The following is a 23,422-nucleotide window of genomic DNA, read 5'->3' on the forward strand; positions in this document are numbered from 1 at the left end:
ACCGCCAAGGGAGTGCCCGACATGCACCATGCAAGGAAAGGCTCGCTCAGCCTGTTGGCCGGCGCCATGCTGCTGGCCTCCGCTGGCGCGTTCGCCACGGTGGAACCGGCCGTGCCTCAACAGGGCAAACCGGTGACCACCGCCAAAGAGCTGCAACAAGCCAAGACCTACACCGTCAGCAGCGCGCCGACCGAGGCGCTGGAACTGGCCAAGCCGAAACTGCCCGACCTGTCCGGCTTCACCGCCGAGGCTGCCGCTGCGAAGATCAACCGCAGCAAACCGGGCAAGATCAGCGTGCGCCGGATGATGCAGGAAGACGCCCTGAAGGACTTCATCGGCGGTGACAACAAGATGGCCGAATGGGTGGTGCGTCAGCACGGCATCCCGCAGGCGATCTTCGTCGACGACGGTTACCTGAACCTCAAGGATCTGGCGCAGAAGCTGCCCAAGCAGTACTTCAGCGAAACCGCGCCGGGCGTGTACCTGGCGAAGTTGCCGATCGTGGTCGGCCGTAAAGGCATCCTCGAAATCGACGGCCAGACCCAGGAACTGCGTCTGTCCCAAGAGGCCGGTTCGTTCCTGGTCAACGACGGTCAGTTGTTCGTGCGTGACACCAAAGTCACTGGCTGGCGCGAGAAGGACAACGGCCCGGCAACCTTCCGTTCGCCGAAGGAATTCCGGCCGTTTCTGCTGGCCTGGGGCGGCACCGAAACCTACATCGTCAACAGCAAGATGGCCAGTTTCGGCTACGCCAACAGTAAGTCGTACGGGGTGAGTATTTCCCAGTACACGCCGAACATGGCCAAGGTGCTCAAGCGCCCTGAACCGACCGGCTGGATCGTCGGCTCCGAGTTCTCCGACATGTGGTACGGCTTCTACTGCTACGAGACCCGCGACTTCGTGGTCAAGGGCAACACTTACAAGGACAACATCGTCTACGGCATCGACCCGCACGACCGTTCCCACGGTCTGATCATTGCCGAGAACACCGTCCACGGCACGAAGAAGAAGCACGGCATCATCATTTCCCGTGAAGTGAACGACAGCTTCATCTTCAACAACAAGAGCTACGACAACCACCTCTCGGGCCTGGTGATCGACCGTAACAGCGTCAACAACATCATCGCCTACAACGAGATCTACAAGAACCACACGGACGGCATCACGCTCTACGAGTCCGCCGACAACCTGCTGTGGGGCAACAAGGTCATCAGCAACAAGCGCCACGGCATCCGCATTCGTAACAGCGTGAACATCCGCCTCTACGAAAACGTCGCCATGGCCAACGGGCTGACCGGCGTCTACGGCCACATCAAGGACCTGACCGACACCGACCGCGACATCAAGCTCGACCCGTTCGACGCGCAAGTCTCGCTGATCGTGGTTGGCGGTGAACTGGCGGCCAACGGCAGCGGCCCGATGGCCATCGACTCGCCGTTGAGCGTCGAGCTGTATCGCGTATCGATGCTGGCGCCGACCAAATCCAGCGGCATCAGCTTCAACGGCATCCTCGGCGAGCGCCAGGATGAAATTCTCGACCTGTTGGTGCGCCAGCAGAAAGCCGTACTGATCGACCCTGTCGAACGCCAGACCGAACTGCGGGACTGAGGATAATTTTATGCACCCACACTTGATCAAATTACTCAGCCTGTCGGCCCTGACCGTGGGCATTCTGGCGGCCAGCAATGCTGCTCGCGCCGATGAAGCGGCGGGCGCCACCGCGCCAAAATTCAGCGCCGAACCGTGCTGCAACCTGTGCCCGGCCGCGCACGATGCGAAGAACTACACCACGCGCTACCAGCAGAACTTCACCACCCTGGTGCAGGCGCAGGGTGACTGGCTGTTCCGTACCCAGGAAGATTTGCGCACCGAGTTCAACACCACCCCGGCCGGCTACAAACGCCTGCAACAGCTGCACGATGCGTTCAAGGCCAAAGGCGTCGAACTGGTGATCGTCTACCAGCCGACCCGTGGCCTGGTGAACCGCAACAAGCTCAACCCGCAGGAAAAAGCCGCGTTCGATTACGAGAAAGCGCTGGGCAACTACAAGACCATGCTCGGCCGTTTCGCCAAGATGGGTTACGTGGTACCGGACCTGTCGCCGCTGACCAACGAATCGCTGCCGGACACCCTGCCCGCCCACGATTTCTACTTCCGTGGCGACCAGCACTGGACCCCATACGGTGCTCAGCGCACAGCGAAAATCGTCGCCGAGAAGGTCAAGCAGATCCCGGCCTTCGCCGACATTCCCAAGCGTGAATTCGAGACCAAGCGCACCGGGCGCATGGGCAAGACCGGCACCCTGCACAACATGGCCGGGCAACTGTGCGGCACCAGTTACGCGATCCAGTACATGGACCAGTTCACCACCGAGCCGAAAGGCGAAGCCGGTGACGGCGACCTGTTCGGTGATTCCGGCAACCCGCAAATCACCCTCGTGGGCACCTCGCACAGCGGCAAGAACTACAACTTCGCCGGTTTCCTCGAAGAGGCAATCGGCGCCGACATCCTCAACGTCGCCTTCCCCGGCGGTGGTCTCGAAGGTTCGATGCTGCAGTACCTCGGTAGCGACGAATTCCAGAAGACCCCGCCGAAGATTCTGATCTGGGAATTCTCGCCGCTGTACCGCCTCGACCAGGAAACCATCTATCGCCAAATGATGGCGCTGCTGGATAACGGTTGCGAAGGCAAGGAAACCCAAATGTCCGCCAGCACCACACTCAAGCCTGGCGGCAAACAGGAACTGCTGGTCAACAGCAAGAACCTGAACCTGCAGAACAGCAGCCATCAGGTCGACATCCGCTTCGCCGACACCTCGGTGAAAACCCTGCAAGCCACCCTCTGGTACATGAACGGTCGCCACGAGGACATCAAGATCGAGAAACCGGAAACCTCCGACACCGACGGTCGTTTCGCCTTTGAGTTGCGCACGGACGAAGACTGGGCCTCGCAAAACCTGCTGGCCGTCGAAGTCCAGGGCCCGGAAGCGGGTACCGCGCCGCAAAAAGTCGAAGCGAAAATCTGCAAACGCAACATATTCCCGGGCGCTGGGCCACAAACCGCGCAAGTCGGGCAATGAGGTCTGCTATGCGAAATCGAACAATCAAACACCTGCTTGCGCCATCCCTGTTGACCCTGGCGATGTTCGCCGGGGCCACTCAGGCCGCCGCGCCATTGCGCCCGCCGCAGGGCTACTTCGCCCCGGTGGATAAATTCAAGTCCGGCGACAACAGCGAAGGCTGCGACGCGATGCCGGCGCCGTACACCGGGCCGCTGCAATTTCGCAGCAAATACGAAGGCTCGGACAAGGCTCGCGCGACGCTGAACGTGCAGTCGGAAAAAGCCTTCCGCGACACCACCAAGGACATCACCACGCTGGAGCGCGGCACCGCCAAACGAGTGATGCAGTTCATGCGCGACGGCCGTCCGGAGCAGCTCGACTGCACGCTCAACTGGTTGACCGCGTGGGCAAAGGCCGATGCATTGATGTCGAAAGACTTCAACCACACCGGCAAGTCGATGCGCAAATGGGCGCTGGGCAGCATGGCCTCTTCGTACATTCGCCTGAAGTTCTCCGACTCGCATCCGCTGGCCACGCATCAGCAAGAAGCGCAGCAGATCGAGGCGTGGTTCAGCAAGATGGCCGATCAGGTGGTCAGCGACTGGGACAACCTGCCGCTGGAAAAAACCAATAACCACTCGTACTGGGCCGCCTGGTCGGTGATGGCCACCGCCGTCGCCACCAACCGTCGCGACCTGTTCGACTGGGCGGTGAAGGAATACAAGGTCGGGGTCAATCAAGTCGACGCCGACGGCTTCCTGCCCAACGAACTCAAGCGCCAGCAACGCGCCCTCGCCTATCACAACTACGCCCTGCCGCCACTGGCGATGATCGCCAGTTTCGCCCAGGTCAACGGCGTCGATCTGCGTCAGGAAAACAACAGCGCACTCAAGCGTCTGGGTGACCGGGTGCTGGCCGGGGTGAAAGACCCGGATCAGTTCGAGAAGAAAAACGGCAAAGAGCAGGACATGACCGACCTGAAAGAGGACATGAAATTCGCCTGGCTCGAACCGTTCTGCACCCTCTACACCTGCCCGGCGGATGTGATCGAGAAGAAGCACGGCATGCAACCGTTCAAGACCTTCCGCCTCGGCGGGGACCTGACCAAGGTCTACGACCCGTCGCATGAGAAGGGCAACAAGGGTTCGTAGGACAGGACACAAAACCCTGTGGGAGCTGGCTTGCCAGCGATTGCAATCCGACATTCAACACGGATGTCGAACGACCTGACGCTATCGCTGGCAAGCCAGCTCCCACTCGGGTTGTGGTGAATCTGGATGCAATACATCCCCCGGAATTTTCATGGGGGGTTTGGGGGGGCCTTGGCCCTTGACTGTTGGTTCAAACATGGAGAGATCGGGATGGTATTTTCATCCAACGTGTTCCTGTTTCTGTTCTTGCCGATCTTTCTCGGCTTGTACTACTTGAGCGGGCAACGCTATCGCAACCTGTTGCTGCTGATCGCCAGCTACGTGTTCTACGCGTGGTGGCGGGTGGACTTCCTGGCGCTGTTCGCGGGCGTCACCCTGTGGAACTACTGGATCGGCCTGAAAGTCGGCGCCGCCGGCGTGCGCACCAAACCGGCGCAGCGCTGGCTGCTGCTCGGCGTCGCGGTCGACCTGTGCATCCTCGGCTACTTCAAATACGCCAATTTCGGCGTGGACAGCATCAACGCGATCATGACCTCGTTCGGTCTGGAGCCGTTCATCCTGACCCACGTGCTGCTGCCGATCGGCATCTCGTTCTATATCTTCGAATCGATCAGCTACATCATCGACGTGTACCGCGGCGACACCCCGGCCACGCGCAACCTGATCGACTTCGCGGCGTTTGTGGCGATCTTCCCGCACCTGATTGCCGGCCCGGTCCTGCGCTTTCGCGACCTCGCCGACCAGTTCAACAACCGCACCCACACCCTCGACAAGTTCTCCGAAGGCTGCACGCGGTTCATGCAGGGCTTCATCAAGAAGGTGTTCATCGCCGACACCCTCGCGGTGGTCGCCGACCATTGCTTCGCCCTGCAAAACCCGACCACCGGGGATGCCTGGCTTGGCGCACTGGCGTACACCGCGCAGCTGTATTTCGACTTCTCCGGTTACAGCGACATGGCCATCGGTCTGGGCCTGATGATGGGTTTCCGCTTCATGGAAAACTTCAAGCAGCCGTACATCAGCCAGTCGATCACCGAGTTCTGGCGTCGCTGGCACATCAGCCTGTCGACCTGGCTGCGTGACTACCTGTACATCACCCTCGGCGGTAACCGCAAAGGCACGCTGATGACCTATCGCAACCTGTTCCTGACCATGCTGCTGGGTGGTCTGTGGCACGGCGCGAACATCACTTACATCGTCTGGGGCGCCTGGCACGGCATGTGGCTGGCGATCGAAAAAATGCTCGGCATCAACACCTCGCCGCGCAGCCTCAACCCGATCCGCTGGGCACTGACCTTCCTGCTGGTGGTGATGGGCTGGGTGATCTTCCGTGCCGAAAACCTGCACGTCGCCGGGCGCATGTACGGCGCGATGTTCAGCTTCAGCGACTGGTCGCTGTCGGAACTCAACCGCGCCAGCCTCACCGGTCTGCAAGTGGCAACCCTGGTGGTGGCGTACGCAACGTTGGCGTTCTTTGGCTTGCGTGATCTGTACACCAATCAGCCTCCGGTGAAGAGCAAACCTGAAGTCAACGTCGAGGCCAACGGCCCTGCCACCGCGACCCCGGGCATGATCAAAGCCGCGCCTGGCGAAAACCCGGCGAACATCCATGAGCCTGGCTACACCGTCGGCGTCGAAGCCCAGGTGCAACCGGCGTACTGGACGGCGGACTGGACGGCGGACTGGTCGCGCTACGTGATGCGCGGGCTGATCCTGCTGCTGTTCATCGCCTCGATTCTCAAACTCTCGGCGCAAAGCTTCTCGCCGTTCCTTTACTTCCAGTTCTGAGGGATCTGACATGACCCGCTCATTACGCATCTTCTACATCGCGCTGTTTCTGCTGACCCTGCTGGTGCTCGGTCTGTGGTCGGTGCGCAGCTTCTTCGGCTTCAATACCAATGCCGACGCGACGGTGCTCAACGGCCGCTGGACCAAAGCCGTGGAAACCCACTACGACGATCAGTTTCCGATCAAGCGGCTGGGCACCAACCTCTGGGCGGCGCTGGATTTCAAACTGTTCAATGAAGGGCGTCCGGGCGTGGTGCTCGGTCGCGATCAGTGGCTGTACAGCGACGAGGAATTCAACCCGATCGTCAACGAAGAGCTGAACCTGCAAGGCAACTACGCGCTGGTCGAAGGCGTGCGCCAGACTCTGAAAGAGAAAGGCGTGAAACTGGTGATGGCGATCGTGCCGGCCAAGGTGCGCCTGTACCCGGAACACCTGGGTGAAGTGAAACCGGCGAGCATTCACGCCAACCTTTATCAGGACTTCCACGCCCGTGTCGCGGCGGACAAGATCCTCGCCCCGGACCTGCTCGGCCCGCTGCAACAAGCCAAGCAAAACGGTCAGCAAGTGTTCCTGCGCACCGACACCCACTGGACCCCGGAAGGCGCCGAAATCGCCGCCAACACCCTGGCCAAGACCATCGCCGACAAGTTCCCGCTCAGCGGCGAGCCGCAGCGCTTCGTCACCACGCCAGCGGAGAAGGTCACGCACAAAGGCGACCTGCGTCTGTTCCTGCCGCTGGATCCGCTGTTCGAAAACCTGATGCCGGCGCAAGAGCCGCTGCAAAAGCGCAACACCGTGGCCGCCGAGCAACCGGCCGGTGACGACGCGCTGTTCGCCAGCAACGAAGTACCGGTCGCACTGATTGGCACCAGCTACAGCGCCAACCCCAACTGGAACTTCGTCGGGGCGCTCAAGCAAGCGCTGCACAGCGACGTCGTGAACTACGCCGAGGACGGCCACGGCCCGATCCTGCCGATGCTCAGCTACCTGAAAAGCGATGACTTCAAGAACAGCCCGCCACAGGTGCTGATCTGGGAGTTTCCTGAACGATATCTGCCTGTGAACAACGAAATCGGCGACGCCGACCCGCAGTGGGTCGCAGAGCTCAAACAAGCCGGTGCTCGCCAACAAAACGTAGCTGTAAACACTAAATCCGAGACGCCCGATCGGGCGCAAAACTGAAAGAGAGGTAACACCATGACTTTCACTACTACTCCTCGTCGTCTCGCCAAACGCTTCGCACTGGTTGCAGGCCTCAGCGTGCTTTCCGTCCAGGCTTTCGCCGGTGGCGACGCCGCGCTGTACGGCCCGACCGCACCGAAAGGCTCGACCTTCGTGCGGGTCTACAACGCCAGCAACGCCGAAGTCAGCGCCACCGTCGGCAGCACCAACCTGAGCGATGTTGCGCCACTGGCCAGCAGCGACTTCAGCTTCATGCCGGGCGGCGACTACAGCGCCAAAATCGGCAGCCAGACCCTGCCGGTCAAACTGGCCGGTGACCACTACTACACCCTGGTCAACAACGCGTCCGGCGCGCCGCAACTGATCGAAGAGCCGCCGTTCAAGAACAAGCAGAAATCCCTGGTGCGCGTGCAGAACCTCAGCGACAAGCCGCTGACCCTGAAGACCGCCGACGGCAAGACCGAGGTGGTGCCGAACGTGGCCGCCAAGGGCCGTGGCGAGCGTGAAATCAACCCGGTGAAAGTCAGCCTGGCGCTGTACGAAGGCGACAAGAAAGTCGGCGACGTGAAACCGGTCGCGCTGGAGCGTGGTGAAGCCGCGGTGCTGTACGTCACCGGTTCCGGCAGCAGCCTGTCGCCAGTCTGGGTGAAACGCCCGGTGTCGACGCGCTAACACATTTCATGAACTGACCCGGCCCCCTGTGGGAGCTGGCTTGCCAGCGATGCAGACACCTAGGTTCTGCAGATACACCGAGGTGATGCCATCGCTGGCAAGCCAGGCTCCCACAGGGACCGAGGCAAGAGTTCGGATACGCGACAACAACAAGAGTGAAACGACACAACGTTCGTGCCTCTAACCAATCGATTTTTATGGAGTAAACAACATGATTCCGGTGATCTTGTCAGGTGGTAGCGGTTCACGTCTTTGGCCGCTTTCGCGCAAGCAATTCCCTAAACAATTCCTCGCCCTGACCGGTGAACACACGCTGTTCCAGCAAACGCTGGAGCGCCTGGTGTTCGAAGGCATGGACACGCCGATCGTGGTCTGCAACAAGGATCACCGCTTTATCGTCAACGAACAGCTGGCCAACCGTAACCTCGAATGCCAGCGCATCCTCATGGAACCGTTTGGCCGCAACACCGCGCCGGCCGTGGCGCTGACCGCGATGATGCTGGTCAACGAAGGACGTGACGAACTGATGCTGGTGCTGCCGGCCGACCACGTGCTGGAAGACCAGAAAGCCCTGCAACGCGCCCTGGCCCTGGCCACCGTCGCCGCCGAAAACGGCGAGATGGTGCTGTTCGGCGTGCCGGCGACCAAACCGGAAACCGGCTACGGCTACATCAAATCCACCGGCGACTCGCTGCTGCCCGAAGGCGTCAGCCGCGTTTCGCACTTCGTCGAGAAACCTGACGTCAAACGCGCCACCGAATACGTCGAATCCGGCGGCTACTACTGGAACAGCGGCATGTTCCTGTTCCGCGCCAGTCGCTTCCTCGAAGAACTGAAAAAACACGATCCGGACATCTACGACACCTGCCTGCTGACCCTCGAGCGCAGCCAGCAGGACGCCGACACCATCACCTTCGACGAAGCCACCTTCGCCTGCTGCCCGGACAACTCCATCGACTACTCGGTGATGGAAAAAACCCAGCGCGCCTGCGTGGTGCCACTGACCGCCGGCTGGAGCGATGTCGGCTGCTGGTCGTCGCTGTGGGAAGTCAATGAGAAGGATGCCAACGGCAACGTCAGCAAAGGCGACGTGGTGATCCAAGACAGCAAGAACTGCATGATCCACGGCAACGGCAAACTGGTGTCGGTGATCGGCCTGGAAAACATCGTCGTGGTCGAAACCAAAGACGCGATGATGATCGCCCACAAGGACAAGGTTCAGGGCGTCAAGCAGATGGTCAACACGCTCAACGAGCAGGGTCGTAGCGAAACCCAGAACCACTGCGAGGTCTACCGTCCGTGGGGCTCGTATGACTCGGTGGACATGGGCGGCCGCTTCCAGGTCAAGCACATCTCGGTGAAGCCGGGCGCGTGCCTGTCGCTGCAGATGCACCACCACCGCGCCGAACACTGGATCGTGGTCAGTGGCACCGCCGAAGTGACCTGCGATGACAACGTGTTCCTGCTCTGCGAGAACCAGTCGACCTACATCCCGATCGCTTCGGTGCATCGCCTGCGCAACCCGGGCAAGATCCCGCTGGAAATCATCGAAGTGCAGTCGGGTTCGTACCTGGGTGAAGACGATATCGAGCGCTTCGAAGACATCTACGGTCGCTCCACCCCGATCGAACGCGGCGTGTCGGTGAAAACCATCGCGCAGTGATCTCCCGGCAATAAGAAGCCCCCGTCCAGCCCGCTGCGTCCCCTATCCGCAGTGGGTTGGGCGGGGGCTTTTTCATTCTTTTGTCGGTTACCGCGCAATCGCCACACGCTTGCTCATCGACTGCCGGACTTTGATAGAAGCATGCGCGGATACACTGGCATTGGTTTTGGTGAACAAGCCCCTCTTGGCCGGCTCGTAACGCGTAATGCTGGCGGTACCCTCAATGGTCTGGTAGTGGATATTCCATGCCTGCTGTTTTCGATCGAATTTCATGAAGGCGAACGCGTTTTTAAACTCCTGTAGCTGTCCGCTGTCGTTAGCGGCATAGCCATAGTCCGGGTACTCCATTGTTGCACCGAGGCCCAGACCATGCTCGCTGCGCGGCAGGTTATTGAACTGGGTATCTTCCTTGCCACCCTCCACGTGACGCACGCGGAGGACGTTTCTGTTCAACTGTTCCACCGTCAGCGAGCAGCCACTGAAGGCCGGGGTAAAGACATGATCTGGCTGAACCCCGGAAGGATTCACAGGAATATCGACATACCCCCCCTGAGGCGCCCAATAGCCAGAAACGGCGTTGGCTTTATCAGGCATCTGGCCGGCAGCGATGTCGACAATTCTCAATGCGTTGAAAGCACCATTGCTGGCTCCTGAGTAGGTCAGCTTATCCATGGTGAATATGAATTCGGCTCCACCCGCAGTATTACTGAGGCCGCTGACCACCGCTTTGGAATAACGCCCGGGCGTCGGGTCTAAAAACTTGGTGTCGACCACCACCTTGCCGAACTCAGGTGTTTGCAGCGCTTTCGCGATAGGGGTGGGGTTACCCATCGCAGGTACAAACCGATTGGGTTCGCCTTTATCCGTGAATGCGACGGCGGTCATTTCGCGCTTTGAGCCTGATGCAATAACGGGTTCCCATAAGCCATTGGCCAACGGTTTTCGCGTGATCGCTCCGTCGCTGTCGAGATAGGTCATCGGATTGTTCAACACCATCCTGTAGAGATTACTTCCATCGATGAAGCCTTTGGGATCCGGGTTCATCCAACGCTGCAGCCACGGGACGTAATAGCGCAAACCGTAATAATACAGTCCCGTCGCATCTCGCTCCTTGCCCGAATATCGAAGCGTGCGGTAACTGACCTCGGACTCACGGCTCCACGCCGTCTCGCCAAACGGGTAATAGCTTTCCTGACTGATGATCCGCCCCTCCTCGCCTGACTCCAGGCTGGCCGACCCAAGATGATCAACAACGTTGTACCGATACCGATCATTGCTTCCCGACGGCGGCGGACCTTCCCAGAGCAGGACGTTGATGCTGTTAATTGCTGTTTGTGCCGAGATCACCTGCAGGACTTCGCCAGCACTGTCGACCCGCAACTCCAGTCCTGGCAGGTAGCGCACTTCGTTGATGACAGTACGGGTATGGGTCTGCAGCGAACGGATTTTCCGCACGCGCTGACCGCCGGCGTCGTACAGATAAATTTCCTGATCGTCAGATTCGCTCACGCGCTCTACCGGGCTGACCAGGTGCAGTTGATTGCGCAGATCCCACTGCACAAATCGCCCTTGATCCAGCTCCAGCAAATTGCCACGAGCGTCGTAAGCTGCCGCGATTTGCGCTTCAGTCGGCGGCAGGCCATTGCGCCACGACAGGCCGCGATTGCTGTAGCGGGCGGTCTTGAACTGGCGTCCGTGCGCTTGAGCGCCGACATGCGTCAACTCGAGCAAATTGCCGCCGGCATCGTAACGATAGGTTTGCCGGTAGTTGCTGAACGCCGCTGGATCAGCGCGACTCACCGGCGTCGGCCCCTGATTATTTGCCCCCGCCTCCCAGCCGCTCGCCTCACTCAATTGATAGAGGCTGTCGTAAGTGAAACGGCTGATCGGGTCAATACGCTGATTGGCGAAGTAACGGATAGGCTGGGCCGCGTCTTCGATGCTCAACACATTACCCATCGGGTCATAGGTGTAAAGCAGATGCTGCAGCAGCTTGGCGCTGGCGTCAGTCGTGCGACGGCTGACGAGACGACCGTTCTGCGGCTGATAGATCAGCGAGGCACGAACGCCGTTGCCCGCCAACTCATGTTCGACCTGCCCGTCAGCGTTGTAACGAATGTCGCTGACCATGGGCCGGGTATCGGGCTGCAGCTTCAACTGCACATGTGCCGCACGCAAGCGCCCGTCGACGGTCAGTTCAACCCCCTGCCTGTTACCTCGCGCGTCGACTTGTTCGAGCACTTGTGCCAGCGGGCCGAAGCGCCATCGGCTAGCGGCGCCCTCGCCCGGCTCAAGCAACCATGCACGGTCTTCCATTCGCTCGGGCCAATCGGGGGTGACAGGGTCGCGGGTGAAATAGCGGATGTTTTCACTGCACTGGCCGGTGATCGCAAAGGTTTCAAACAACACGCTGCCCGCCGGATCGTCATGGCGTATCAGCTGGCCGAGCTGATTTTTACTCGGTTCACCGGCGCCGGGCTGGCCATACCGGTAACGCTCGACGCAGCGTCGGGGCGTCGCTACACCTTCTTCGAACACCGCCAGCGGTCGCAGCAACACGTCATATTCCGCCTCACGACGGGTTCCAAGGCTGTCCCAATCAAGCAGCACTTGCGCTCCGAGACCGTACAACGCGACCTGCGTGCCCGCGTCGACGCTGTCCGAGCGCAACACCTGGCTATTCAACGAGTACACTGTGGTCAGATTGGCCGGGGTCAGTGGGTCGGACATTTGCAGTGCCCACAAACGCGGGTCCCACTGCGCAACAGCACGCCCGGCCACGTCGTGCAAGGTACGGTGGATGCGACTTTGAGCGGGGCCGACGTCATCACCGCGCCAATAGTCGACCGTGCGAATCGCAAGCCCCCGAGGGTCGTTCGCCGAAAGGGTCGGAGTCTTGTAATGAACGCCCATATGTCTCGTACTCAATATTCATGACCGCGCCATTTCGTTCCGGCGGAGACATCAAACCGCTCGACAGTCCGGATGCCCACTGTCAGAAATTACAGTCCCGACCAATGGCGTCATGCTTTGCTCGGTGAATATCCATTCCCGCGCCCCTTCGGTAGGATGGTGCTCATGAGTTCAAGGAGCGTTCAAACATGTTCATCGGCGTGCTGCTGGTCATTACCTGGCTGATCCTGTTGCTGCGCTATCCGGCCAAGGCCGTGCCGGTGTCGGTCGCGGCCGCCGTGGGTCTGGGACTGGTCGCGGTCTGGGTAGTGTGGCTGGACAACCGCGAGCTCAAGCAACTGGCACGCCTTGAGATGCGCATTGTCTATGCGCCCGAACAATGCCCGGCGGATCGTCCGCTGCAACTGAAAATGAACAACGGCAACGACGTGCCGCTGACCGAACTGCGCTGGCGCATCGCAGCCTACGCGCCCGGTGACACGGTCAATCTGGCCGACAACCAATACACCGCCCCACGCTATCGCGGCCCCGGCGAACTGCAGGCCGGCGGTAACTGGGAAGACTGCCTGCCGATGCCACCGCTGCGCCCCGGTTATCGCCCACAAACCCTGGAGTTTCGTGCCGAGCGCTTGCAGGGCAGCTTCTCCGACTGATCCTTACCCCCCTTTTTTGCACAAGGAATGCGCCATGCCCGTTGCGTTGATTACCGGTTGCTCCAGCGGCATTGGCCGCGCCCTCGCCGATGCATTCAAAGCCGCCGGCTACGAAGTCTGGGCCACGGCGCGCAAAACCGAAGATGTCGCGGCCCTCGCCGCTGCCGGGTTCACCGCCATCGCGCTGGACGTCAATGACAGCGTGGCGCTGGAACAGCTCGCCGAACGCCTCAACCAGCAACACGGCGGCCTCGACGTGCTGATCAACAATGCCGGTTATGGCGCCATGGGGCCGTTGCTCGATGGCGGCGTGCCGGCCATGCAGCGCCAGTTCGAGACCAACGTGTTTTCGATGGTCGGCGTTACCCGCGCGCTGTTTCAGGTGCTGCGCCGGGCCAAGGGGCTGGTGGTGAATATCGGCAGTGTCTCAGGCGTGCTGGTGACGCCGTTCGCTGGCGCGTATTGCGCCTCGAAAGCGGCGGTGCATGCGTTGAGCGATGCACTGCGCATGGAACTGGCGCCGTTCGGCATTCGCGTGATGGAGGTCCAGCCCGGGGCGATTCAGTCGAGCTTCGCCAAGAACGCCGGACACGAAGCCGAGCAACTGATCAACGAGCAGTCGCCGTGGTTTCCCTTGCGTGAGGGAATCCGCGCACGGGCCAAGGCCTCGCAGGACAAGCCGACGCCGGCCAGTGAGTTTGCGGCTGAGTTGCTCAAGGCTGTGCAACAAAGCAAGCCGCCACGACTGATCCGCATTGGTAATGGCAGCCGGGCGTTGCCGTTGCTGGCGATGGTGTTGCCCAAGGGGTTGCTGGAGTCGACGTTGATGCGGCGGTTCGGGTTGCGTGGGAAGCTCTGAGACCGAGGTGCCCCCATCGCGGGCAAGCCACGCTCCCACAGGGTTTTGCGCCGTACACGAATATCCAGAGCAACACAAAAACCTGTGGGAGCGTGGCTTGCACGCGATGAGGCCGGCACAGTCAGCCGAGATCCTCAGCCCCAGCCCTTCATGAAATCAATGAACGCCCGCACTTTCAGCGGCAAATGCCGGGTATCCGGGTACAGCGCATACACCCCCTGCTGAGCAAAACGGTAATCGGCCAACAACCGCACCAATCGCCCCGCCTGCAGATCATCCTGAATCAGCCACTGCGGCAGAATCGCCACGCCTTGCCCGGTCAACGCAAACGCTCGCAGCGTCGCCGAGTTGTCAGCGACGATGGCGGTAGTCCCCGGTTTGGGCTGGTAGACATGCTCAGTACCCGCCGGGTCGGTCACGGGCATTTCCGGGACGCGGCCATGCCCCAGCGTCGGCATTGATTCCAGCATCGCCAACGTGGCAGCCGGGGCAAAGCGCTCGACCAGCGGCGGCGCCGCCACCGCAAACACTTCGAACGTCGACAACTGCACCGCGCGCAGACTGGAGTCGTGCATGCGGCCCAGGCGAATCGCCAGGTCAAAGCGTTCGGAGATCAGATCGGCATGGGTCGAGGACGTCGACAAATGAATGTTCAGTTGCGGCTGTTGCTGACGAAACACCTCCAGCGCCGGCACCACCTGAGCCAAGGCGAATTCCACGGTGGTGGTGATGCGCAACGTGCCCTTGAGTTGCGCATGCTCGGAGCGCGCCTCCTCGATCGCCAATCGTGCTTCGTCGAGGGTGCGCAGACAGCGGCGATAAAAGCGCTCGCCGGCATCGGTCAGGGCCAGTTGCCGGGTGTTGCGCGTGAGCAGCGTGACGCCCAATTCCTCTTCCAGACGCTTGAGGTTGAAGCTCACCACGGCGCGGGTCTGGCCCAAGGTATCGGCGGCGGCCGTCAGTGACCCGGCCTCGACCACGGCTTTGAAGGTGTCAAAACGGTCCAGGCTGACCATCTCCGGCGCACTCCCTGTCAAAATAATTTTGACAAACTAGCAGGAAAACCCGCGTTTTCCTAACGTCCGAACCGCCCTACCCTGCACGCCTCATCACAGGGAAGCTGCCATGGCCTATCGCTCGAAAGTCGCGCTGGTGTATTTGTCCGGGTTCGCCCTCGACCTGCTGAACATGTTCGCCGCGAGCATTGCCTACCCGGACATCGCCCGGGAATTACAGGCATCGGTGACGCAATTGGCGTGGATCACCAACGCCTACATGCTCGGGCTGACGCTGATCATTCCGCTGAGCGTGTGGCTGGCTGCACGGCTGGGCGAGCGCCGGCTGATTCTCGGTTCGCTGCTGCTGTTCGGCATCGCCTCGGGCCTGGTGGCCCAGGCCGGATCGATTGAATGCCTGATCGGCTGGCGTCTGCTGCAAGGGCTCGGCGGCGGATTGTTGCTGCCGATCGGGCAGGCCCTGGCGTATCGGCAATTCCCGGCGGCGCAGCGGGCACACCTCACTGGTGTGGTGTTGCTGGTCGCGCTGATGGTGCCAGCCCTGTCGCCGGCGGCGGGCGGCCTGATCGTCGAGGCCTTGTCATGGCGCTGGATTTTCTACCTGAACATGCCGCTGGCGCTGCTCGTGTTCGCATTGGGTCTGTTGTGGTTGCAAGCGGATCAACCCACCACCGAGCGTCCGACGCTGGACGTACGCGGCCTGCTGCTGGCGGTGGCAACCCTGAGTCTGTTGTTGATGGCCGTGAGTCTGGCGAGCGCGCCCACGACCCGACATCTTGCGGGCGGCGTGCTGCTGATCGGCGCCATCACCTTATGGCTATACCTGCGTGATGGCTGGCACAAGCCCGACGCGGTGCTCGACCTGCAACTACTCAAGAGTCCGTCGTTGCGCCTGGCAATGCTGATTTATCTGTTTGTGCCCGGGGTGTTTACCGGCACCAACATGATTGCCGTGTTGTACCTGCATGACCTCGGCTTCGGCGCCGCGCAAACCGGTGCGCTGATGCTGTCCTGGGCCGCTGCCTCGGGCGTGGCGATCATGCTCGGCAAACGCAGTTTCAACCGCATCGGCCCCAAACCGTTGCTGATCGCCGGAATGCTTTTGCAATGTCTGGGCATTGTCTTGTTGATGCGCATCGAGCAGCCCGCCGCCGCGCCGCTGATCATCGCCTATGCCTTGATGGGACTGGGCGGCAGCCTGTGCAGCGTGACCGCACAGACCTTGGCGTTTGTCGGCATCGCGCCGGAAAAAATGGCCCACTCCAGCGCCCTGTGGAACATCAACCGCCAGCTCGGCTTTTGTCTTGGCACCGCGCTGCTCAGTTCGCTGTTGGGCGCATTGGGTGGCGACGGTTTCCGCTACTGCTTTCTCGCCGCCGCTGTGCTGACGCTGTTGCCAATGGTCGCGGTGCTGCGTTTCGATGCGAGCAAAGTGCTCGCCCTTCTGAGCCCACCTTCCCTTCAGGAAAAATCTACATGATTGACTACAACGAATATTTTGATGAAGTGATCCAGGCCCATCTGGTCATCGAACGCTGGTTTGCCGTGGAGCAGGATCCGACGGAACTGGCGCGTTTGCTGAGCCGGTTCTCCACGGATTTTTCCATGGTCACGCCGCTGGGCCGGATGCTGGATATCGAAGCCTTGCGCGGGCTGTTTCAGTCAGCAGGCGGGAAGAAGCCCGGGTTCCGGATCGAGCTCAGTGAGCTGCGCGGGATTGCCCTGCATGCGCATGGCGCGACGTTGAGTTATCGCGAGCAGCAGAGCGATGCGAGCGGGTTGCACACTGATCGCCGGTCGACAGTGGTGTTTGAAAAGAGCGAAGACGGGCGGGTGCTGTGGCGGCATTTGCAGGAGACGTTTTGCGCTGAGTGATTGCTCAGCGTTTTTCTGAAGTAACGAGTCGACCTCTTCGCGAGCAAGCTCGCTCCCACAAGGGATGTTTGTTGCACCCCGGCCCCCTGTGGGAGCGAGCTTGCTCGCGAATGAAAGCGACTCGGTATTTCAGTTATCCACAGCGTCCTGTTTCACCACCACTGTGCAAGTAATCCCCGCCGCCAGCAACACGCCCTCCGGCACGTCATCGATGTGAATGCGCACCGGTACCCGCTGCGCCAGACGCACCCAGTTGAAGGTCGGGTTCACGTCGGCGATCAGCTCGCGGCTTTCCGGGTTGTCGCGGTCGTAGATGCCGCGGGAAATGCTCTCCACGTGGCCCTTCAACACTTCGCCGCTCATCAGTTGCATGTCGGCCTTGTCACCCACGCGCACGTGCGGCAGTTTGGTCTCTTCGAAGAAGCCGTAGACCCAGAACGAGTTCATGTCGACCACGGCCATTTTCGCTTCGCCAATGCGCGCGTAGTCGCCGCGATGCACGTTGAGGTTGGTCACGTAACCGTCCACCGCCGCGCGCACTTCGGTGCGTTTGAGGTTAAGTTCGGCGGCTTCCAGTTGCGCTTGCGCGTGTTGGTAATCGGCCAGCGCGGCGTCGGCGATATTGCTGGCGTCGTCGCGGTTTTCCTTGGAGATCACCAGGTTGTCGAGGTCGGCGCGGCGATGTGCGTTGACTTTGCGCATCTCCCACGTCGACTTGCGCGAAGCGACCAGCGACTGCGCCTGCTTGACCGCGATGCGGTAGTGCTCGGGGTCGATCTGCATCAACAGGTCGCCCTTCTTCACCAACTGGTTGTCGCGCACGGGCACATCGATGACTTCACCGGTGACGTCAGCCGCGACGTTGATGATGTCCGCCCGCACCCGGCCGTCGCGGGTCCACGGGGTGTTCATGTAGTGCTCCCACAGGGTCCGGCCAATCCACAGTGCCAGGGCCAACACCAGCAGGGTCGCGAGCAGGCTGAAAAACTTTTTCATCAGAACGTTCTCAACGGTAGACGGTCAGCGCCATGGCGCCGAACAGACAGGTAAACAGACTCAGGCGCAGCAGCGCCGGGTGCCAGAAAAAGCGGTACAGGTCGAACCCCGAGAGGAACCGGTCCAGCGCCCAGGCCAGCGCCGCGGCGACAAAAAACATTAGGGTCATGGTCGGCATGTACACGCCGTGGAAAGCGATTTCACGAGGCATGAGCAAGTCCTTCGGGCTTGGCGACGGCATAGGCGGCGAGCGGTGATTGCGGGTCGAGCAACGAGGTGCGGATGAAGTGCAGGTAGCTCTTCACCCGACGCAGCGCGGAGGTGTCGAAGTGCGGCGCGAACGGCTCGTCGGTCGCGGCGACCCGGCTGATCGCGTGATCGACCGCGACCAGTGCGCGCTCCAGATTGCTCGGGTTCGGTTGCAGAAACAGCCGCACCAGCGCCCGGCCCATGACGCGGATCGCCTGACGCCACGGCTGCGATTCGGAATACGCCGGGTGCACCGGGAGGATTGCCTGTTCCTTGCGCAACTCGATGATCGCGTGGCCGACTTCGAGCACCACGAACATCCAGCGCAGCAGGTTTTTTTGTACCTTCGGCTGGCCGGCAGCGAGGCCGTATGCCTGATGCAACAGATCGCGGGTGCGACTCTCGAAACTCGACGCCAGCCCCTTGAGTTTGCCGCTGATGGCGTAGACCACCTGACCGCGCAGGTCCTGCTCCAGACGCTTCCACAACCAGCGGCTGTTCGGCGGCAGAATGATTGCCCCCGCCGCCGCGCATACCAGCATGCCCATGACCATGGCGATGTAGTCGTTGATGAACGTGTAGGGGTTGTAGACGGTCAGGTTGTCCGGCACAGAACCTGTACTGAAGAAGATCAGCAACCCCAGGCCGACCCCGGCATATTGCGGCCGCGACGTGAGGAACGAACCGAGCACGATCACCGGCGCGAGCATCACGCACAACAGCGGAAAACCGTCGATCCACGGGAAGATGAAAAACATCTCGACGAAGCCGATCAGCGCCCCGAGGAACGTCCCGCAGGCCATCTGGAACGCCATGCGTTTCGGGTTCGGTGTGGCGGCGGACAAACCCACGGTGGCGGCGGCGATCAAGGTCATGGTCGCGCCGCTCGGCCACGCGGTGGCCACCCAATAGCTGCCCAGCACAATCAGGATGAACGAGGCGCGGATCCCCGAAGCCGCCGCGGCCCACCAGTTGGTTTGCGGGGTGAACGGCTCGTCCCAGCGCTCACGCTCGTGGCGGTGATCGGCCAGCGAGGCGTGGGTCTGTGCATAACTGTGCAAGTCATCGACGAAGCGATAGAGCAATTCGTAGGCGGTGTGGAAGTCCAGTTGCTCGGCTTCACTCGGAGCGGTTTCCTGGAAAATGCCGCGCAAGGTTCGCACGCGTGTCGGCAGGCCTTCCTTGTACGTCGCCAACGCCGTCGCCAAACGTGCCGCGTCGGGGCTGGTCAAGGCACGGCCACTGAAGCCGTCGAGCACTTCGGCCAGGTCCTGCAGGCCCGGCCTGATCGCGGCCACCACGTGTTCTTCGTCATTCACGCGCAAGCGTTCCAGCAACTGATGCAAGGCGTTGAAGCGCGTGGTGATGCCCATGAACTCGCTGTTCAGACGACTGAGGCGACCGTTGCGCCGACGCATGTGCGGGTCTTCGAACACGGTCACGCTGCGCAGCCCTTCCAGGCCCACCGCTTCGGCGATGAAGCGCACGTTGCTCGCTTCGAACGACTCGGCCTTGCTGCGCCCGCGCAGGCCATCGGTGACGAACAGCGCGAACACACCGAAGCGCTGATACAGCGCGTTGCGCATGGCTGCGCTGGCGGTTTGCGGCAGGATCGCGGCGCTGATCACGGTCGAGCAGAGAATCCCCAACGAGATTTCCAGCACCCGCCACACAGCGGCCATGAACGCACCGTCCGGATGTGCCAGCGCCGGCAGTCCGACCATCGCCGCGGTGTAGCCAGCGAGGACAAAACCGTAGGCGCGAAAATTACGGCAGCGCGCCGCACCCGCCGAACAGATGCCGACCCAGATTGCCAGCGAGCCCAGGAACAATTCGGTGTTCTGCGCGAACAGCGCGATCAGCGTGACCATCATTGCCGACCCGGCCAGCGTGCCGAGGAAGCGATAGAAACTTTTGGCGAACACTTGGCCGCTCTGCGGCTGCATGACGATGAACACGGTGATCATCGCCGTGCGCGGCTGTGGCAGTTCCAGACGCATGGCCAGCCATAACGTCAGGAACGCGGCGAGCAAGACCTTGAAGATGTAGACCCAGGTCACGCCATCACTGCGCGCCCAGTCAAAGAAGCCACGGCGCCATTCCAGGGAGGAGAGCCAGCGTAGAGGTGCGGGCAAGGGAGTCATTAAATCTTGCTCAATGATTGAGGACTGAAGAGTTATCTGTGGCAAACATCAATTTTTGTGGTGAACACAAACTCTGTGGTGAGGGGATTTATCCCCGATGGGTTGCACAGCAGCCCCAAGAAAAGCCAATGCGGTGTGCCAAGCAGAACCGGTTTGCAGGTTTTGGGACTGCTCCGCAGCCCATCGGGGATAAATCCCCTCACCACAAAGGTTTTGTGTAGTGGATTGTGTGTTCACCGCAACAGGGTCGGGGTTTTCGGGGCTGCTGTTTGCTCGGCAGTCGGCACGTCATTACCCGCCCCGAGGCCGCCACCCAACGCCGTCACCAGCTCGGCATGCGCACTCAAGCGCGCCGCCTGCACCTGCTGCTGCACTTGCTGTTGCTTGAACAGCAAGGTCTGCGCATTGAGCACGTTGAGGTAATCGGTGAGGCCGCGCTGATAGGCGATCATCGCGATGTCGTAGGTCTTCTGCGCGGTGGCCACGGATTCGGCGGCGAAGGCTTGCTGCTTGTCCATCGACTCGCGGCGGATCAACTGGTCGGAGATGTTCTTCAGCGCATTGGCCAGCGTCTGGTTGTAATGCGCCACGGCAATGTCATAGCCGGCAGACGCTTCGCCCAGTTCGCTGCGCAAACGCCCACCGTCGAAGATCGGCAGCGAGATCGCCGGGCCGACGTTGTAGTTGAGCTTCTTGCCAGTCAAAAACTCCAGCGCCCCGCCGCCGGTGGCCATGTAGCCGAGGCTGCCAACCAGATCGACGTTGGGATAGAAACCGGCATGCGCAACATCAATACCGCGCGCCTGCGCCGCGACCTGCCAGCGACTGGCGACCACGTCCGGGCGCTGACCGAGCAACTCGGCGGGCAATGCCGACGGCAGTTTCAGCGCAGCACCCAGCGCCAGCGTCGGCCGCTGCAACTGCGCGCCCGCGCCCGGGCCTTTGCCCGCCAGCGCGGCGATCTGGTTGCGGCTCAGGGCGATTTCTTCGTCCAGCGCATCCAGTTGCCGATGGGTTTCAGGCAACGGTGTTTCGGCCTGACTGACTTCGAAGTGCGTGCCGATCCCGCCATCCAGACGCTTCTGCGCCAGATCCAGAATCTGCTGTTGCTGCTTGAGCGTCGCGGCGACGATATCGCGCTGGGCGTAATGCAGCGACAGCTCGATGTAGGCGCGCACGAGGTTGTTCTGCAATTCCAGCTGCGCCAGCCGTGCTTCGGCGGCGCTCATGTGCGCCAGATCCACCGCGCGTTCGCTGGCATTGCTTTCGCGGCCCCAGAGGTCGAGGGCGTAGCTGAAACCCAGCGCGGCGTTGTTGTCCCAGGTGGTGGTGTTGGCCAGCTCGCCCGGGCCGTAGAACTGGTCGGTCGGCCAGTTGTGGCGCTTGAGCGTTGACTCGCCATTGATCTGCAACGACTCGGCGGCCTCGGCGACACCGGCCAGCGCCTTGGCCTGACGCACTCGTGCAGCGGCCATGGCCATGCTCGGACTGCCCTGCACGGCGAGGTCGATCCAGCGATTGAGTTGCGGGTCGCCGTAGGCTTGCCACCATTGTGCGGTGGGCCAATTGGCGTCTTTGGCGGCGTGGGCAATCGCATCGTCGGTGGCCAGGGTATTGGCCTCCAGTGCCTTGCCCTGCGGGGCAATTCCTCCGGTACCGATGCAGCCGCCAAGACCCAAAGTAAAAGCCAGAACACTGAGCGGCAAAAGCGCTCTGTTGATGCGACGCGGCACAGCTGCGAATTCCTGAAAGAGGATAAGGCGGGACGTGTTCCCTTCTGTAGGAGCTGGCGAAGGCTGCGATCTTTGATCCTGATTCCCTTAAAACAGAATCAAAAGATCGCAGCCTTCGACAGCTCCTACATGGGCACGGCGCAATTCTAGGTGGGCGCCTTGGTGGCGATAAGCTGGGATTCCTGTGAATCTTTGTTACCGTTAACGAGATAATCCCTTGGTCGGGGGTCTCAGCCCCTGAAACTTCGTGTCACAATTTGCCATCTCCCTTGAGAGCACCCCATGGACACATTGCAAAACATGCGCGCCTTCAGTTGCGTGGCCGAAGCTGGCAGCTTCACCGCTGCCGCCGTGCAACTCGACACCACCACGGCCAACGTCTCGCGCGCGGTCTCCAACCTGGAAGCCCACCTGCAAACCCGCCTGCTCAATCGCACGACCCGGCGCATCGCCCTGACCGAGGCCGGCAAGCGCTACCTGCTGCGCTGCGAACAGATCCTGGCCTATGTCGAAGAAGCCGAAGCCGAGGCCAGCGAAGCCCACGCGCGCCCCGCCGGCCAACTGAAGGTGCACACCATGACCGGTATCGGCCAGCACTTCGTGATCGACGCCATCGCCCGCTACCGCAAGACCCACCCGGACGTGACCTTCGACCTGACCATGGCCAACCGCGTGCCGGACCTGCTCGACGAAGGCTACGACGTGTCCATCGTGCTGGCCAGCGAACTGCCGGACTCGGGCTTCGTCTCGCAACGCCTGGGCATCACCTACAGCATCGTCTGCGCCTCCCCGGCCTACGTGAAAGCCAACGGCTGCGCGCAAAAACCCAGCGACCTGCTGAACCACGCCTGCCTGCGCCTCGTCAGCCCGGTGATACCCCTGGAAAAATGGGCCTTCAACGGCCCCGACGGCCAGGAAATGGTCACCATCAACAGCTCGCCGTTCCTGGTGAACTCCGCCGACGCGATGAAGGCCGCGATCATCAGTGGCATGGGCGTCGGCGTCCTGCCGGTCTACGCCGCCATCGAAGGCCTGCGCAACGGCACGCTGGTGCGGATGATGCCCAACTACCGCTCGCAGGAACTCAACCTGTACGCGATCTACCCGTCGCGGCAATACCTGGACGCGAAAATCAAGACCTGGGTCGAGTATTTGCGCGGGTCACTGCCGGAAATCCTTGCCGCGCACCAGGCAGAACTGGCCGCCTACGAACTCAGCGGCAGCCTCGCCGGCGCCCGCGTCGCCAACTGACCTTAAACACACCGCCAAACCTGTAGGAGCTGCCGAAGGCTGCGATCTTTGCCTTTGATGTTTAAAAATCAAAAGATCGCAGCCTGCGGCAGCTCCTACAGAAGCGGTGATTTGAAGGGAGTTTTCCGACAGGTTTTGACGGTTGTGGCTCGGAAGTGGGATGGATAGGCTTTTCCGATCGCTGAAAACTCAGCGAACGGGCTTGGTCGCTCGGA

General features: G+C 61.3%; 18 protein-coding genes. 12 read left to right on the forward strand and 6 right to left on the reverse strand.

Translation table 11 applies throughout. The features are described from left to right. The first annotated feature begins 21 nt into the window (after nt 1-21). From algG to KVQ82_RS25150, 7 genes are all read left to right on the forward strand, one after another. Nucleotides 22-1,608 (forward strand): mannuronan 5-epimerase AlgG, encoded by a 1,587-nt coding sequence (algG, locus tag KVQ82_RS25120; RefSeq protein ID WP_108184363.1) that lies wholly within the window; start codon nt 22-24, stop codon nt 1,606-1,608. Nucleotides 1,609-1,618: 10 nt separating this feature from the next. Beyond that, nucleotides 1,619-3,079 (forward strand): alginate O-acetyltransferase, encoded by a 1,461-nt coding sequence (locus KVQ82_RS25125; RefSeq protein WP_222016427.1) that lies wholly within the window; start codon nt 1,619-1,621, stop codon nt 3,077-3,079. A gap of 8 nt (nt 3,080-3,087) precedes the next feature. After that, nucleotides 3,088-4,212 (forward strand): mannuronate-specific alginate lyase, encoded by a 1,125-nt coding sequence (locus KVQ82_RS25130; protein ID WP_222016429.1) that lies wholly within the window; start codon nt 3,088-3,090, stop codon nt 4,210-4,212. Nucleotides 4,213-4,422: 210 nt separating this feature from the next. Then, nucleotides 4,423-6,000, forward strand: a complete 1,578-nt coding sequence (locus KVQ82_RS25135) for an MBOAT family protein (RefSeq protein WP_222016431.1) — start codon at nt 4,423-4,425, stop codon at nt 5,998-6,000. A gap of 10 nt (nt 6,001-6,010) precedes the next feature. Further along, complete coding sequence (locus tag KVQ82_RS25140; protein ID WP_222016433.1) at nt 6,011-7,183, forward strand: alginate O-acetyltransferase; 1,173 nt, start codon at nt 6,011-6,013, stop codon at nt 7,181-7,183. Nucleotides 7,184-7,198: 15 nt separating this feature from the next. Continuing rightward, the gene (locus KVQ82_RS25145) at nt 7,199-7,855 is read left to right on the forward strand and encodes an alginate O-acetyltransferase AlgF (RefSeq protein ID WP_202370116.1); all 657 of its coding nucleotides are present in this window, start codon (nt 7,199-7,201) and stop codon (nt 7,853-7,855) included. Between the two features lie 211 nt (nt 7,856-8,066). After that, a complete protein-coding gene (locus KVQ82_RS25150) occupies nt 8,067-9,518 on the forward strand; it encodes a mannose-1-phosphate guanylyltransferase/mannose-6-phosphate isomerase (protein WP_041064843.1) in 1,452 nt (483 codons plus the stop codon). A gap of 87 nt (nt 9,519-9,605) precedes the next feature. Here the strand turns inward: KVQ82_RS25150 and KVQ82_RS25155 are convergent, their stop codons facing one another. Continuing rightward, entirely contained in the window at nt 9,606-12,431 is a 2,826-nt protein-coding gene (locus tag KVQ82_RS25155) for an RHS repeat domain-containing protein (RefSeq protein WP_222016435.1), read from the reverse strand. A 188-nt stretch (nt 12,432-12,619) separates the two neighbouring features. Between KVQ82_RS25155 and KVQ82_RS25160 the strand changes: the two genes are divergently transcribed. Both KVQ82_RS25160 and KVQ82_RS25165 read left to right on the forward strand, forming a co-directional pair. Continuing rightward, nucleotides 12,620-13,084 carry a multidrug transporter gene (locus KVQ82_RS25160; protein ID WP_095667447.1) on the forward strand — a complete coding sequence of 155 codons (465 nt, stop codon included), beginning with the start codon at nt 12,620-12,622 and terminating at the stop codon, nt 13,082-13,084. A 34-nt stretch (nt 13,085-13,118) separates the two neighbouring features. Beyond that, on the forward strand, nt 13,119-13,943 hold the full coding sequence (locus tag KVQ82_RS25165; protein ID WP_222016437.1) for an SDR family oxidoreductase: 825 nt from the start codon (nt 13,119-13,121) through the stop codon (nt 13,941-13,943). A 134-nt stretch (nt 13,944-14,077) separates the two neighbouring features. Here the strand turns inward: KVQ82_RS25165 and KVQ82_RS25170 are convergent, their stop codons facing one another. Continuing rightward, on the reverse strand, nt 14,078-14,959 hold the full coding sequence (locus KVQ82_RS25170; protein ID WP_222016439.1) for a LysR family transcriptional regulator: 882 nt from the start codon (nt 14,957-14,959) through the stop codon (nt 14,078-14,080). Nucleotides 14,960-15,068: 109 nt separating this feature from the next. Here KVQ82_RS25170 and KVQ82_RS25175 point away from each other — a divergent pair, with 109 nt between their 5' ends. Together KVQ82_RS25175 and KVQ82_RS25180 are read left to right on the forward strand one after the other, a co-directional pair. Further along, on the forward strand, nt 15,069-16,439 hold the full coding sequence (locus tag KVQ82_RS25175) for an MFS transporter (RefSeq protein ID WP_222016442.1): 1,371 nt from the start codon (nt 15,069-15,071) through the stop codon (nt 16,437-16,439). Further along, complete coding sequence (locus KVQ82_RS25180) at nt 16,436-16,834, forward strand: DUF4440 domain-containing protein (protein ID WP_222016445.1); 399 nt, start codon at nt 16,436-16,438, stop codon at nt 16,832-16,834. The genes KVQ82_RS25175 and KVQ82_RS25180 overlap by 4 nt, the downstream gene beginning before the upstream one ends. Nucleotides 16,835-16,963: 129 nt before the next feature. Here the strand turns inward: KVQ82_RS25180 and KVQ82_RS25185 are convergent, their stop codons facing one another. The 4 genes from KVQ82_RS25185 to KVQ82_RS25200 all read right to left on the reverse strand — a co-directional run bounded on the left by KVQ82_RS25185 (nt 16,964) and on the right by KVQ82_RS25200 (nt 21,956). Then, complete coding sequence (locus KVQ82_RS25185; RefSeq protein ID WP_222016447.1) at nt 16,964-17,830, reverse strand: HlyD family secretion protein; 867 nt, start codon at nt 17,828-17,830, stop codon at nt 16,964-16,966. 10 nt (nt 17,831-17,840) lie between these two features. Then, nucleotides 17,841-18,041, reverse strand: a complete 201-nt coding sequence (locus tag KVQ82_RS25190) for a DUF1656 domain-containing protein (protein WP_003221811.1) — start codon at nt 18,039-18,041, stop codon at nt 17,841-17,843. Next, the gene (locus KVQ82_RS25195) at nt 18,031-20,223 is read right to left on the reverse strand and encodes an FUSC family protein (protein WP_222016450.1); all 2,193 of its coding nucleotides are present in this window, start codon (nt 20,221-20,223) and stop codon (nt 18,031-18,033) included. The genes KVQ82_RS25190 and KVQ82_RS25195 overlap by 11 nt, the downstream gene beginning before the upstream one ends. Before the next feature lie 233 nt (nt 20,224-20,456). Continuing rightward, nucleotides 20,457-21,956, reverse strand: coding sequence for an efflux transporter outer membrane subunit (locus KVQ82_RS25200; protein WP_222016452.1), 1,500 nt, complete (start codon nt 21,954-21,956; stop codon nt 20,457-20,459). 282 nt (nt 21,957-22,238) lie between these two features. On the opposite strand from KVQ82_RS25200, the gene KVQ82_RS25205 reads away from it, so the two are divergent. After that, nucleotides 22,239-23,207, forward strand: a complete 969-nt coding sequence (locus tag KVQ82_RS25205; protein WP_025112118.1) for a LysR family transcriptional regulator — start codon at nt 22,239-22,241, stop codon at nt 23,205-23,207. Nucleotides 23,208-23,422 lie beyond the last annotated feature (215 nt).

The sequence above is a fragment of the Pseudomonas sp. AO-1 genome (assembly GCF_019775695.1).
Lineage (GTDB): Bacteria > Pseudomonadota > Gammaproteobacteria > Pseudomonadales > Pseudomonadaceae > Aquipseudomonas > Aquipseudomonas parakoreensis.